14 protein-coding genes and 2 pseudogenes are annotated in these 12,610 nt (G+C 57.7%); 3 read left to right on the top strand and 13 right to left on the bottom strand.

Features of this window, described 5'->3' with window-relative positions:
* The first annotated feature begins 56 nt into the window (after nt 1-56).
* Nucleotides 57-530, top strand: a complete 474-nt coding sequence (locus tag AMS69_RS08930) for a hypothetical protein (RefSeq protein ID WP_053967706.1) — start codon at nt 57-59, stop codon at nt 528-530.
* A gap of 88 nt (nt 531-618) precedes the next feature.
* Here the strand turns inward: AMS69_RS08930 and AMS69_RS08935 are convergent, their stop codons facing one another.
* The 3 genes from AMS69_RS08935 to AMS69_RS08945 all read right to left on the bottom strand — a co-directional run bounded on the left by AMS69_RS08935 (nt 619) and on the right by AMS69_RS08945 (nt 3,033).
* Entirely contained in the window at nt 619-1,647 is a 1,029-nt protein-coding gene (locus tag AMS69_RS08935; protein ID WP_053967707.1) for a hypothetical protein, read from the bottom strand.
* 166 nt (nt 1,648-1,813) lie between these two features.
* The gene (locus AMS69_RS08940; protein ID WP_053967708.1) at nt 1,814-2,722 is read right to left on the bottom strand and encodes a DUF7139 domain-containing protein; all 909 of its coding nucleotides are present in this window, start codon (nt 2,720-2,722) and stop codon (nt 1,814-1,816) included.
* Between the two features lie 92 nt (nt 2,723-2,814).
* Entirely contained in the window at nt 2,815-3,033 is a 219-nt protein-coding gene (locus AMS69_RS08945; protein WP_053967709.1) for a hypothetical protein, read from the bottom strand.
* A 401-nt stretch (nt 3,034-3,434) separates the two neighbouring features.
* Between AMS69_RS08945 and AMS69_RS08950 the strand changes: the two genes are divergently transcribed.
* Entirely contained in the window at nt 3,435-3,701 is a 267-nt protein-coding gene (locus tag AMS69_RS08950) for a hypothetical protein (protein ID WP_053967710.1), read from the top strand.
* Nucleotides 3,702-3,946: 245 nt separating this feature from the next.
* On the opposite strand, the pseudogene AMS69_RS20840 reads toward AMS69_RS08950, so the two are convergent.
* From AMS69_RS20840 to AMS69_RS20595, 8 genes and pseudogenes are all read right to left on the bottom strand, one after another.
* Nucleotides 3,947-4,126, bottom strand: a pseudogene (locus AMS69_RS20840) (RNA-guided endonuclease TnpB family protein); the annotation flags it as partial.
* Nucleotides 4,126-4,253: pseudogene (locus tag AMS69_RS21205) on the bottom strand (ABC transporter permease); the annotation flags it as partial. The pseudogenes AMS69_RS20840 and AMS69_RS21205, both read right to left, overlap by 1 nt.
* A 270-nt stretch (nt 4,254-4,523) precedes the next feature.
* Entirely contained in the window at nt 4,524-5,408 is an 885-nt protein-coding gene (locus tag AMS69_RS08955) for a DUF6498-containing protein (protein WP_053967711.1), read from the bottom strand.
* Nucleotides 5,409-5,845: 437 nt separating this feature from the next.
* Nucleotides 5,846-6,682: a DUF4870 domain-containing protein gene (locus AMS69_RS08960; protein WP_053967712.1), complete on the bottom strand. Its 837-nt coding sequence runs from the start codon at nt 6,680-6,682 to the stop codon at nt 5,846-5,848.
* A gap of 51 nt (nt 6,683-6,733) precedes the next feature.
* Nucleotides 6,734-7,324 (bottom strand): hypothetical protein, encoded by a 591-nt coding sequence (locus AMS69_RS08965; RefSeq protein ID WP_053967866.1) that lies wholly within the window; start codon nt 7,322-7,324, stop codon nt 6,734-6,736.
* Between the two features lie 760 nt (nt 7,325-8,084).
* Complete coding sequence (locus tag AMS69_RS08970; RefSeq protein ID WP_053967713.1) at nt 8,085-8,372, bottom strand: amphi-Trp domain-containing protein; 288 nt, start codon at nt 8,370-8,372, stop codon at nt 8,085-8,087.
* Nucleotides 8,373-8,549: 177 nt separating this feature from the next.
* Nucleotides 8,550-9,578, bottom strand: a complete 1,029-nt coding sequence (locus tag AMS69_RS08975) for a sulfite exporter TauE/SafE family protein (RefSeq protein WP_053967714.1) — start codon at nt 9,576-9,578, stop codon at nt 8,550-8,552.
* A gap of 3 nt (nt 9,579-9,581) precedes the next feature.
* On the bottom strand, nt 9,582-9,743 hold the full coding sequence (locus AMS69_RS20595; protein WP_170084266.1) for a DUF7512 family protein: 162 nt from the start codon (nt 9,741-9,743) through the stop codon (nt 9,582-9,584).
* A gap of 368 nt (nt 9,744-10,111) precedes the next feature.
* On the opposite strand from AMS69_RS20595, the gene AMS69_RS08980 reads away from it, so the two are divergent.
* A complete protein-coding gene (locus AMS69_RS08980; RefSeq protein ID WP_053967715.1) occupies nt 10,112-10,951 on the top strand; it encodes a universal stress protein in 840 nt (279 codons plus the stop codon).
* A 9-nt stretch (nt 10,952-10,960) separates the two neighbouring features.
* On the opposite strand, the gene AMS69_RS08985 is transcribed toward AMS69_RS08980, so the two are convergent.
* Nucleotides 10,961-12,142, bottom strand: coding sequence for an inorganic phosphate transporter (locus AMS69_RS08985; protein ID WP_053967716.1), 1,182 nt, complete (start codon nt 12,140-12,142; stop codon nt 10,961-10,963).
* Between the two features lie 21 nt (nt 12,143-12,163).
* On the bottom strand, nt 12,164-12,601 hold the full coding sequence (locus tag AMS69_RS08990; RefSeq protein ID WP_053967867.1) for a YeeE/YedE family protein: 438 nt from the start codon (nt 12,599-12,601) through the stop codon (nt 12,164-12,166).
* Nucleotides 12,602-12,610 lie beyond the last annotated feature (9 nt).

Here is a 12,610-nt window from a genome sequence, read left to right on the forward strand (position 1 = left end):
CCTGGACGGCGAAAACTGACGGAACCATTGTATAGCAGAGACACGCATACTCTGGTATGTGGTGTCCCCGCTGCGATTCCGACCTCAGCACATATACGCTTGCGACCGCTGATCAGACAGCTATCGTCTGTGAATCGTGCGGCTTCGCAGGCATCCCTGCGTCACATCACACCGAGGCGACCCCTCCAGAGTCCTGGGAATTCGCATTTTCACGGTTCAACCAGCATCCTGACTCTAACCTCGGTAACCCCGAACATACTGACAGAATACCCAGCGTCCCGATTCCGGAAGGTGACGAGTCCACAGACCGACCAGAGTTCTCGCTTGAACAGGCTGGTGTCTCGGTCGGCATCTCTCTGGGGTCAGATGCGAACATACTCCAACAGGACGCTGCTGACGAATTGAACCGTGTTATCGACGAGAGTGACCGCGAACGGAGTGGCGAATCCACAGCCAACTTTGAGGAGAGCGATGGGACCGATCAAAACGCAGAAAGTGATGTCGTCGAAAACGGGGACGAAACTGCGTAACGCCCGCTGTCGGGTGTATCGCTTGGAGCGAGGCAGGAGCAGATCCCGACTGACTCAGGCGAGCGGCGCTGTTATCCGCGAGTGCCCGTTACTCGGCGGTGGTATCCGGCTCTTCGGCCTGCTCGGCTTGCCCTTCCCGCTCTTCTTCCGACCGCGCTGCGACGAGCGCCCCCTGTGCGACACTATACAGTGGGTTCTCGGCCTGGCGGACGTCGCTAATCGAGAACGGGATCTCAGAGTCGTTTATCCGTTCGGCGAACAGTTCTTCAAAGCCGTCAGGACTGGATGTCCCGCCAGTCACGACGACCGGGACATCCAGTCCCTCCTCGACGTCCTCTTCATCAACTTCACTGATGATGTTCTCGATGACGTAGTCGAGGAGATTATCGTAATAAATGCTCAGTGCACCCTCAATACCACCGACATCCGTCTCGAAGTTTAGTGCGAAGTCTTCCTCTTTTACCGAGGTAACCTTATCCACGGGCGTGCCAGTCGCCTGTGCAGCTTGCTCGTCGATCCAGTCACCACCGCGTGCGATAGAGAACTTCATCACGGGGACTGCATAGTACGACAAGCAGACGTTTGTCATCCCAGCGCCGAAGCTGATTCCGAGGCCGGTGAACTCCCGATTTGCTAACTCGGAATAAATAACGGCCATCCCCTCATTGATCGGCTCTGGGCTGTATCCCATATCAGTAAGCAGTGACTCGATCGTCTTTTGATGATACAGCGTCGAGACATCGGCGTCGATAGGATCCGCAGGAACAGAGAAAAACAGCCGCTCGTTCGGATACTCCGGCTGTCCGACTACCTGTTCAGTAATGAGCTTAATCATCGGAATGGCTGATTGCTCGTCGCTTGAGAGAATCCCAGCCTGCATCGGTCGGCGTGTCTCCTCACTGAAGATGTTCGCGAAATTCAGGGCGTCATCACCGACGATATAGACCCGATCATCCTTGCGGATGTGGAGAACGTCACTTCGCGACAGCATCTGCTCGGCCATGTCGCTGTAGTCAATTTCAACAAAGGAGTTCCGCTGCTGCACGAACACTGTTTCGTTACCATCTTGACGTGCAGACAGGAGGTTCATCGTACCGACATCGAGACCTTGGGGCATACAGCTGTATTCCTCCCACCAAGTTGAAAAAACTAGCCTATAATATAGAACCAGTTACAGCTTACGTACCAACACTACACCGAGGGGTGCGTAGGAGTCTACTACCACGCTAAAACCCACGCAACGTGACTGGCACCGTAGAAGGCATGTGGTCCGATCAGACGGGTTAGTCGAACAATAATGACCGAAGACGGCTCATAACTCCCTTCTCCTCTCCGACACCAGTTTCTACATCATCGTCTGCACCCTGCTTATTCCGGAACTCGGTAAGCGCGTTGACCTGCGCTTCGGTGCCAGTACTTCGGTCCGTTTTTGATTGGCCACCCTGCAGCTGCCTGAGTCCATCTACTGCGTCGTCAACGTCGTTACTGTCAGCCCGTGTCGTGGTCGCCTCGGAGTTCTCGATAGCTGTCCGGTCGAGGTCCGAGTCTGTGTCCGGCATATCCAGATTCAGCCGTTTGGTCTTTGGCTGTTGTTCGACGCCACCCCACGACAGTTCCGCCCCGTCCAGAGCCTGCTCTATGTCGTTGTCAACATCTGCCTTGCTGACCGACGCTGACTCACTCTCGGCTGACTCAACCGAGTCGGCCGATTCGCCCGGGGCTGTCGCCTGCTCAAGGTAATGTGCGACCAGTGCCGCTCCTGTCGAAGCTGCAAGCGTAACTAGACCAGTAGCGTAGACGCTAATCGTCCAGACGCTACCGTTGATACCCTCGTTGGTTGTCCATTCGTACGGGAAGACATCAACCAAAATTACGGTTGCAGCGAGACAGAATACTGCGCCAACGGCACTGACAAGTCGGGTCTTGAGACCCACGGGGAGGAGCACGACGACGCTCAATAGCACGGAGGGAAGCCCGATGAACCCGACGACGAGTGCGACCTCCCGGATCTGCCAGTACAGCGTACTCCCGGATTCAAGCACGTTACTGTACAAAAAGAGGCAGAATCCGACAACGGCAAGCGTGACTCCAGCGAAAAAGAGGCCAAACCCGATATAGATGTCTCGCTCTTTCGCCGGTTCGCCGATATAATCGTGATAGGCCGACCTGAGCGTGTCGCGATAGCCCGACACAGGATCGGAAGATTCGGAGGACCTGTTCGATGTAGATGCAGGGCTCATTCAATTTGTCATTTCGTTCGGATGGGTGTTAAAGATGAGCTTACTCAATTCTCCCGACGATAATCCAAGATCATAATCCCACGATTCACGGCGTACATAGTGCCGACAAGCGTGGTTTCACCTCGTTCCTGTACCACCGCTGGCTGTTTACCACGGTCGATCTTGTCCCTGTACTGCTGGGAGACGTCCCAGATGGCGACGGTGCCGACGGTGACGGGAATCACCCATATCGCTGGCAGGAGAACGACCGAGACAGCCCTCACATTTGTCGAAACATGCTGGATGTGCTCGAAAAACCACGTTCGGGGTTGGAGGTCAGTGGCGCGAAACTGGCAGATATCGCTCACAGTGTGGTGAGTGTGATGCCACCGAAGGCGAGCATGATGTTCCGAACTGGTTCCCGTAGCTGCGGAACCACGTGCCCATGGCGACGAGGCCGACGCCAGATGCACCGAAGAGTCCGATGGCCACCCAGTCGACGGTGCCAGAAGTGCCTCCGTCGGCGGAGCAAATACAGTAGCCATTGAGACTCGATGCACACCCGAGTGCACGACTGCAGTGTGATCGGCGTGTAAATCGTTTCAATTGTTACTATAGATATGCCAGCCACCCACAGAGTGACTTTATCTGTCGCCTACAGCTACAGTCTGCCACTTGACGAACGATGAGTACCGACCAATCGCTCGAAATTCTTGTCGTGGCCATTCTCTACATGTGCATGTTTCTGATGGTCATCGGACCGGCTCTTGAGTCGGTTACCGGCCTGCAAGCGCTCTCAGTGGACGGTGTGAGAGGTATCGAACGCACATGGGAGTTAGTCTCAAATCCACAGGGCTGGGTACTCTGTCTTGGCTACGTCCCTGTCCATTACACGTACCTGTTCGTCCGCGCACGACTCGCTGGTGAATCGATTGCTGCCTACTGGGAGTAGTCCAACGCTCGTAGAACTGTATACAGGAGAATAAAACGGGACTCTGTGATGTCTTGCAGTGGAAAGAACTAGTCGTACCTACTCACAGTCGGCAGTGGTCATTTCACATCTGACCTCGAAGCGCGGGAGAGCCGGTAGACCGCGATGCCGCCAACACGATGTCGTGTCCATTGACCTCCTCCCGCGCCTGAAGACGCGGGAATCCCGCCACGGGATTTCAGGCCGAGTGCAACGACCCTGTGGTTTCAAGACGCATACGTTCCAAGCGTCTCCTGCTGGATTTCATCATCGGCTTGGCTGTCTTGTGGCGCGGTCAAACGCGCCCCATCCTCAGCCGAGTCATCGTCGTTCTTGTGTTCTCTGGAGCGACTCTCTCCGCTGAGGTAGCAGTCTGCGATATTTATCGCCCCGTTCACATCGGCTTGACGGGATTAAAGCGGGCGAACGTCAGTATCCATCCGGGGAGTGCCGAAAGCGGGAGGAACGCGCTTGACAGGAAAACAGCGGGAACTGCAACAAGTTAGCCCCGATGACCGTCGATTCCCGGTGACGATTGCTACTGCGTTTGAGAGCGCGATGAGCAGCGGTCCACACCCCTATCCGACTCAGAACTGATCAGTGTCATCGTCTGGAGCGATGACAGCGAGATTCAGGACACGAACAACGCCGTCGACGTTGCAACGCACTTGGAGGACCGAGAGAGTCACATGGCTGTCTACCGGCGGCGTACTTGTCTCAAATGCCGCTCACGTCACGCGGGGCTGTCCGAGTAATTGTCTCCGTGGAAAGACAGGGCGGGCAATTTCATGAGCGGTTGATAATTCAGTGCCGCTCTTGCTCCCACTCACGTACGTGTGGGTTCTCCGGAGTGAACCAGCCTGCAAGGCCGTCCGCATCGGTTCGTATGCCGACGGCCCGCCGTGACCAGTCGACTACGGCTTTCCCCGCTGAAAAAACGACCACAGGAGCGAAAACCGATAGATCCACTCCGGCTGCCCCACCCGCAGCGGCAGGAATGACGAGTCCACCGAAAACCAGATCGAGTATGAATCCGAATACCAACAGACCGATAATCGTCACCGGAACCACGACAATCGCCAGCATAATATAAAAGGCCACGACCCGCTGTGCCGCCTCAACTGTCATATATGCCGACCAGTCTTCGTATGTCCTCGGTGCGAAATACTCCCGTCGGAGTTCAGCGAGTTGCGACGTACAGACTATCAGGGACCCGAGTATGACAGTCGGTGACCGAAGAGCGGTCACCGGATTCGACAGGGTGTTAGTTAGATAGCCCCACAGTATGGCGAGAAACAGCACGACAGCTAGCGACCGTCCGACGACAGGGAGGTTCCGTCGGTACATCGGAGGGAGGCGTGACTCGACTGCCTCCGGAAGCACGCTTTTGAACCAGTTTATCGGTTCGGGCTCGCCGCTCCAGGTGTCCTCGTCGACCTCCTCGCGTCTCCCGTAGCCAACGATATAGAACTCGCGGTCTTTTAAGACGACTGGCTGTTTCGCGAACAATGCTGCCACGCTGTAGGCAGCCACCATCACGACGACTTCGATCCAGTAGAGGACCAGAAGTTCGGCTGCACGCCATCCCAGAACCACGACTCCTGCCACCGGAAGTGAATTCGAGACGAGAACAAGAGTCAGTGTGAGCCACTGCTGGTCAGCACGTCGCTGGAGGGCTGCTGAAGACATCCAGAAGGGGTGTCAGTACGGCCGAGATATCTGTGTTTCTATATTCCGAGACAGCGAAAGGAAGGTACTCACAGGCGATAGCTCCTCGTATCGGTGTCCCCCTCGGTTCGTGTCCCATTGTGGGGCCGCAGTGCCGACAGTGGCACTCGACTCTACCTGTCTCCGAGTTGGGTATCGCGTGCTGGCGCCGGAACTCTGAGCGGTCGATGACTTGCGACCTGCCCCCGGGATGAATTTCTGGCCGGAGATCGAACTCGTCGCAGTCGGGCTGCTCGTCGCCTGGCCCCAGAACGTCTGTCCGCGTTCCTCATCTTCAATAGCTACAATTGAGCGCCCCTCAAGTCCGTTTGGGGGGAGCTACTTGGGTATCGGGCTACCACACGAAAGAATACTACAGCCTTGGCTGGGTCTAGCAGATCCGAGCGGACAGAACTGAACTATTGTGACGGTCTCGTCCACCACCGAAGCAAGTAGACGATTGCGGATATCCAGAATGCCGCAAGGAAGACATACATCGCATCGCCTTGCGGGTATATTGACTGTGTGAACTCCAGTGAAACTGCATAGCCGATAGCAGCGACAAAGATGGGGACGCCGACGTGTGCGAGAACATATGACTGTTGGGTGGTATCCTGCAGCCAATCTCCCTGGCTATGAAGATACATCGCGACCACTGTTAGCGGGGTCAAAACCAGTATCAAGCCGATAAGTCCGAACGCAGCAAGAATCGACACGAGAGCAGTTGTTGAAGCGAAGAAAACGGCCCAGATGACGAGTGGTGACAAGACAACGTAGCCGAATATAATAAGCGGCCATCCTCCGGGGAGATCGATACGTGATTCAAACTGCTCGACGAGAGCTAACGAGAACGGATACCGCCATGCTGTCCCGAAGATAGCTTTTACCATCGCAATGAGTCCGACAGCGAATGTCCAGAGCGTGACACCGAACCAAAGGACAAAAAGTCCGGAGATAGCGACACCGGCGACCGTCGACACGGACGACGGAAGAACAGAAACCTCGGTAATGCCCTGCCCAGTAAGTTCGGTATAAGTGAGGAAAGAGCCGAGCGTGATGGCTGTTATCAGTAACACGGTGAGGTGCCAGTCAAGCGCATTACGGGCGTTTCGCTTCGTGAACTCGTCAGTGGCGAGGAGGTACAGGAGTCCAGCTCCGACGACCCCGGTTGGAATCGCGAAGAAATGGATGAGGATGCCACTGAGCGAGCGTTCATCGAGCAGTTTGGGTCCGGGCGTGGGTGGTGTGGAGGACATGGGTTGAGTGGCAGGCTTCGAAGTGTGTTACTGATCTCTGATTCGTTTTGCTTACGTGGACGGCAGCAGGTTCAGTGGGCCATATCTGTCACGAACCCACCGAACAGTCCGTTCGGTGACGAGCAACAGGATGCTCACGAATACCAAGTCAAAGGCGGTGCCCCAGAGAACGATGTCACTTTGGGTACCGCGTACGTCACCTCCAATGACTGTGAGGACGCCACCGAGTGCGAACAGGACGAGGCTCAACTGGAACCCAGCGAGCACAAGCGTGCGGATTCCGGCCGTGTCCGAGAGGGTAAGGAATCCGCGAGTGGAGAGCCGATCCAGCGGGGTGTTTGCGTTCAGCGCATGCTTGCCCTCGGGCGACACCGGCCAGTCCGATTCCGGATGGTTGATGTAGTACAGGCTGATCGAGTCAGGATACGTTTCAGTTGCGACAACGTCGATCTCCTGCAGTTCCTGGAGCCGGTTCCGAACCGTGGCCCGACTAACGTCAGGCTTGATGCGCGCATGCAGTTGACGGATCGAAAAGAACGGTCGATCGGACGCAAGCATCGTCTCGACGACGTGTTCCTGTGTGAGTGTGTTGTCGAGGTTCCGGTCAATCCGTTCATCGATCCAGGTTGGAATCGCGGACACGGTACCGTCGGATAGTTGACGGGGATAATTAAAACAGGACGAGGATTTCATCCCCTTGAACTGCAATTTGACGGCCGTGAAACGGAGATCGACCATCTTCAAAAGCTGAGAAACCACCGTACGGCGCCGAACTGGGATGCAGCCTCTGAAAAAACAAACCGACGGAGGTTCTGACCCGTGTACTCCCACCAGTGTGCGGGATCAAGAACAGTGATACCCTCAACGAGCGCGACTGCGTTGAGAACCCACCGTTCTCAACGACCCACAGCCGAGACAGTTCGTGTTGGTCTGTATCGCCGACGAAGCGACGGAGCTGTTCCCCCCTGTTGATGACACATCTTTCCGTTGAAAATAGAGTAATCGTAGACTTCGAGTATCGCTTCAGGAACCGGCCGTAGAGTTCGTCCTCGATTGCCCAGTGGTGGAGGTGCGCAAACACGGGAAACAGCGATTCCGCCTTTTCATCGGTGTGTACTCCACGCGGGGCGGGACTGAGCTATCTTGCTTGGTTTGCTCGTCGAGCGGCCAGTTCTAAGACGGGAGCGGACTCGCTTTTCCAGAGCAGAGCGTATTGACGGAAATACATCAGTACGCCAGTGAATTGGCAAAGCGCGGCATGTGGGCGCAACGGTCGCATATATCAGCCGCACTGTTTACTCACTACTCTCTGCCGTATCGAGGCTGCAAGAGGTAGCGACAGGGAGGGTGAATGTGACCAGCATCTTGACCATGCCGGACAGTATTTCCGTGTGTGGGGATATTACTCGATTTCTAACTGCCCACTTCCACCGCCGTCCTCAGCATCGCTCTCGTCCCATTCGAGTTCGAACTCGACACTCAGCTCAGTCATGTTACCGGCCGGCCCTTCACGTTCGGCCTTGACTTCGAAGGTCGGCCGAGCAGGGGGAGACAGTGTTACGGTCTCTGAGCCTGCTTTCAGGGTGATGTCAGTCCCGCCGTCGAGATTGTCCGCGACTGTCCGGAGGTACGATGCGATCTCTTCTCGACTCTGGTCACTTTCCGATTTGAACAGCACTTCTTCTGGCATACGGGAAGTAGTACACGGGCTGGCCCAATAAACCCGCCCTCCGGACGACTACATCATGAACAGGGTTCGGTCTATCCGTTCGAAAAAATCTCGCTCTATTCCCAGCGCGGGACAGGTATCGTCTCACTGGGTGTACTAACTCCGATGTTCAAACGACGACAAATGTCGATAATACGTTCAGACGGGCGATGACGACTGACTCTCTTCCCGGAGCGCAGTGATGCTGCTGTAGACGACAGCACCGCTGACCAGCAGCGCGGAACCGAGGATGAGAACCAGACTGACTGTATTCAAGGCGTCGATGCCGGAGACGTTGCCGATCTCACGGACTGCGACGGCGAGGGCCCCACCGAGCAACATGAGCCCGAAGTACACCTTGATCTCATCCTCGTCGACGATGCTCGTCGCAGCAGAACCTACGCGGGCTCCAAAGGCGCTTCCAGCCAGCAGCGGGAGCACGATACCGAGGTCGACACCGCCGTCCAGCGCGTACAGGAAGCTCCCGAGCCCGCCGGAGAAGACGATCTCGAAGAGGTCAGTCCCGACAGCGATGGGGACGGGAACTCCGATGAGATAGAACAGCGCGGGCATACGGATGAAGCCGCCGCCGACACCGAGGAATCCTGAAAGCAGTCCGGTGACGAACGCAACGCCAAGTATCATCCAGAGGGAGACGCTGACGCCGCCACGGAGCGATATCATCGGCGGGATGCGGTACGATTGAATCTTCTTTGCGATATCCGGGATGTCGTCGGCGTCGACGTCGCCCTCCGCGGCATCGTGGGCAATTCCATCACCGCTGTCGCCACCCCGAAGTGCCTCGTAGGTGACGAACGCGCCGATACCGCCCAGCAAGACGACGTACGTGACGCTGATGATACTGCCAGCCAGTCCGAGCGCCTCCAGATGGAGGACAATCTCTTTCCCGGCTTCGATGCCGGCGGTCGTCCCGGCGATCATCAACACCCCAAGTTTGTAATCGACCTGCCCCATATCTCGGTGCTTCAGTGTGGCAATGACCGATGTCCCGAAAACAAACGCGAGCCCGCTCCCGACGGCGACTCGGGTGGGATACCCCATCACTAGGAGCGCCGGGGTGACGAGGAACGACCCACCCATCCCGAAGAAGCCAAAGAGGACGCCGATGAGCAGGCCGAACCCGACAAACAACACCACCATCGCCAGGCTGAGTCCAAGTATCTCCATCGGTCACTCCCCTCGCAACCGTTCGACGACACGTTGTCCGAATACCTCTTCCACTGCGCCGTACCCGACGTAGAGGATGGCCGCCTCCAGGAGTACCGCGCCGATGAGCATCGCCGCGTCGATGCCGCCTGCGCCCATTGATGTGAAGGCCGCGAGGTCTACCATGGAAGTTCGCCTCCGATGTTGTGCTGTCGTGAATATATCATACTTTTCTACTCGACCCATTCTAAACGGAGGGTACTGATAACAGTTTTGGGAGTAGTGGACAATATTATCGACAAGTATCACACCGCTATCCCACGGAGATATCTGTATACGTTATGTGGATATCGGCCACGTCTGGAAAGGCTTCAAACGCCTATATTTTGCCCGTAATAAATTTTTGCGCGCTACTCTGTTCGTTGTCCGAAGTGCGGGTCAGTTCCCTAGACCGACTGGATGTCAGGTGAGATTACAGCTTTGGTTTCCAATACACTCTTCAGTTATATTGCACAATCAAAACAATATTAATGGCCGGTCGCGTACCGTCTGGTATGAGAGCCATCTATGCGACAGACCTCTCGGCGGCGAGCGAAGCGGCGATACAGAACGAGACGTGTCTCGAGTGTCTCAGCCGGATCGGTGTCGATACGATTCACCTCGTCACAGTCATCCCATCAAATGTTCACGCGGGGATGCCGGGAATGAATTTCAGCAAGCGACGCGAACAAGGACTCACGCGGTACCAGAACGTGATGGAAGCCGCCGGGTTCGAGATCGAGACGCACGTCGTGCGTGGGACCCCCCATCGCCGTATCAATGGTATCGCGGAGGCAGAGAAAGCCGACATGACAATAATCGGGTCGAGAGGGCAGAGTCCACTGGACAACCGCGTCATCGGCTCCACGGCCCGGAACCTCGCCCGGACCACGGTGGTGCCGCTGCTGGTCAATCGCATCGAACGCAGCACCGACGAGCCGGACGTGCTCAGGGAGCACCTGTTTCAGCGGGTACTCTACGCGACTGACTTCTCCGAGAACGCGGCGCGTGCCTTCGACGCGTTTCAGTATCTTCGTCACGCGACGCAGGAAGCGACGCTCGTCCACGTCGAATCACCGAAAGATACGCCAACCGAGGAGGAGCCGTCCGAACGCCTTGGCGCACTCGCGGACACGCTGTCACAGTGGGACATCGAAACGACTGTCGAGGTCCGCCGCGGTGACCCCGCCGAGGAGATTCTTGATGTCGAAGCGTCCGCGACGCCAACGACGATGCTCGTCGGCTCCCGCGGCCGGAGTCGGATGCGTCGGCTGTTGCTCGGCAGCGTTTCCGAAGATATCGTTGCCAAAGCGGACGGGAATGTCTTTCTTGTCCCGCCCCCGAGAACCGCCTGAAACCGGCGTTTAAAACGTACTCATTACGGTCATAGATCCGAAGCCGACGGCCAGTGCAAGCGTGAACGACCCGGCCCACGCACCCACAGTGACCAGAATCTTCCGTGGGTCAACCGCCTCGCTGCCGCCGACTGCGGCACCGCTTCCGATGATAGCGCTGACGATAATCTCGTTGAACGACACCGGCACACCGAGGAAGACGGCGAGCTGGGCAATGAGAAACGAGGGGACGAGCGCGGCGATAGAGCGCCGCGGCCCCAGCGAGGAGTAGTCCTGCGCGAGCGATTTTATCATCCGTGGCGCGCCGGTCCAGGACCCGACCAGAATTCCGAGGCCACCCCCCAGCAGAACGACCGCCGGCGAGAGTACACCGACATCGTCCAGCAGCGGGAGCAACGGACCGACCGCCAGGCCGACTTGGCTCCCACCGGCTGAGAAGGCGACCAGTGACCCGAGCGCCAGCAGGACGCGCCTGAGTCCGACCGCCTCGTCGTGGCGTATGTCTCGGTAGACCGTGGTCCACACCACGGCTGCAACAGTGCCGGAGAGAACGACTGTCGCCACGCCGCCATCAATGCCGAGCAATCGCTGGCCGAGGCTCGTCAGCGAGCCGGGACCGCCGCCGGGCCCGAGAAACGCGAACTCGACGTTGGCCAGTACGACGCCGACCAGCGCCGCGAGCGTCGGAATCGTGGCCGCCTCCGGGACATCAGACCGCGGCAACACACTCGCGATGGCGTAGGCGAACCCGCCGCCGACAACCGGTGTCAGGACCCAGACGGCACCGATCTGCTGGTACTTCCCCCAGACGGGGGTGCCACCGAGGGCCATCCCGACACCGATGATTGCGCCGGTCACAGTAAACGCAGTGGCAATGGGGTAGCCGGTGTAGATGCCGACGGCCATGAGTCCAGCGCCGGCCAGCAGCGCAACGATGACCCCCGTAGCGGGGAGAGTGACGCCGCCGACGAGGCCGCGTCCGACCGCTTCAGAGACGTTCGACCCTTGTGTTACCGCCCCTGCCAGCCCGAAGATGCCGACAACAAACGCCGCCCGCATCGTCGAGATGGCGTTGGCACCGACAGCGGGCGCGAAGGGTGTTGCGCCGCTAGAACCGGCCCCGATGACCCACGACATGAACAGGCTCGCGAGACCGGCAATCAAGAAGAGCGCGAGAAGCTGGAGTTCCATTGTCAAACCCGTAGGTGAGATTCAGTCCGCTCCCGTGGGAGACGGGTCGACGTCATCGGTCGCACGGCTTCGCCACCAGCCCTGCAGGTACGCACCGATAAACATCCCCGCGAGCGCCCACAGGATGGTCACGTTGCCGATACCGAGGCTGGCGTATGCGGCACCCGGACAGATCCCGGAGAGCCCCCAGCCGACGCCGAATATCGCACCACCGACTAGCACGTTCCGATCGAAAGACTTCAACCGACGTTCGAACGGGTCGCCGGTCAGCGGCGCCCGGTCCAGCACGCGCGGCATGACGAAGAACACGATTCCCGTCACGGCCGCGCCGCCGAACATCACGAACAGCAGGCCGAAGTCCTCGAACTGGAGGAAGTTCAGCACAACCTCGGGGCGGGCCATGTGGCTGTAGCCGAGGCCGAAGCCGAAGATGAGCCCGCCGACCAGCACGAGTGGCATGAACAGCGG

It is taken from the genome of Haloarcula rubripromontorii (assembly GCF_001280425.1).
Taxonomy (GTDB): Archaea; Halobacteriota; Halobacteria; order Halobacteriales; family Haloarculaceae; genus Haloarcula; species Haloarcula rubripromontorii.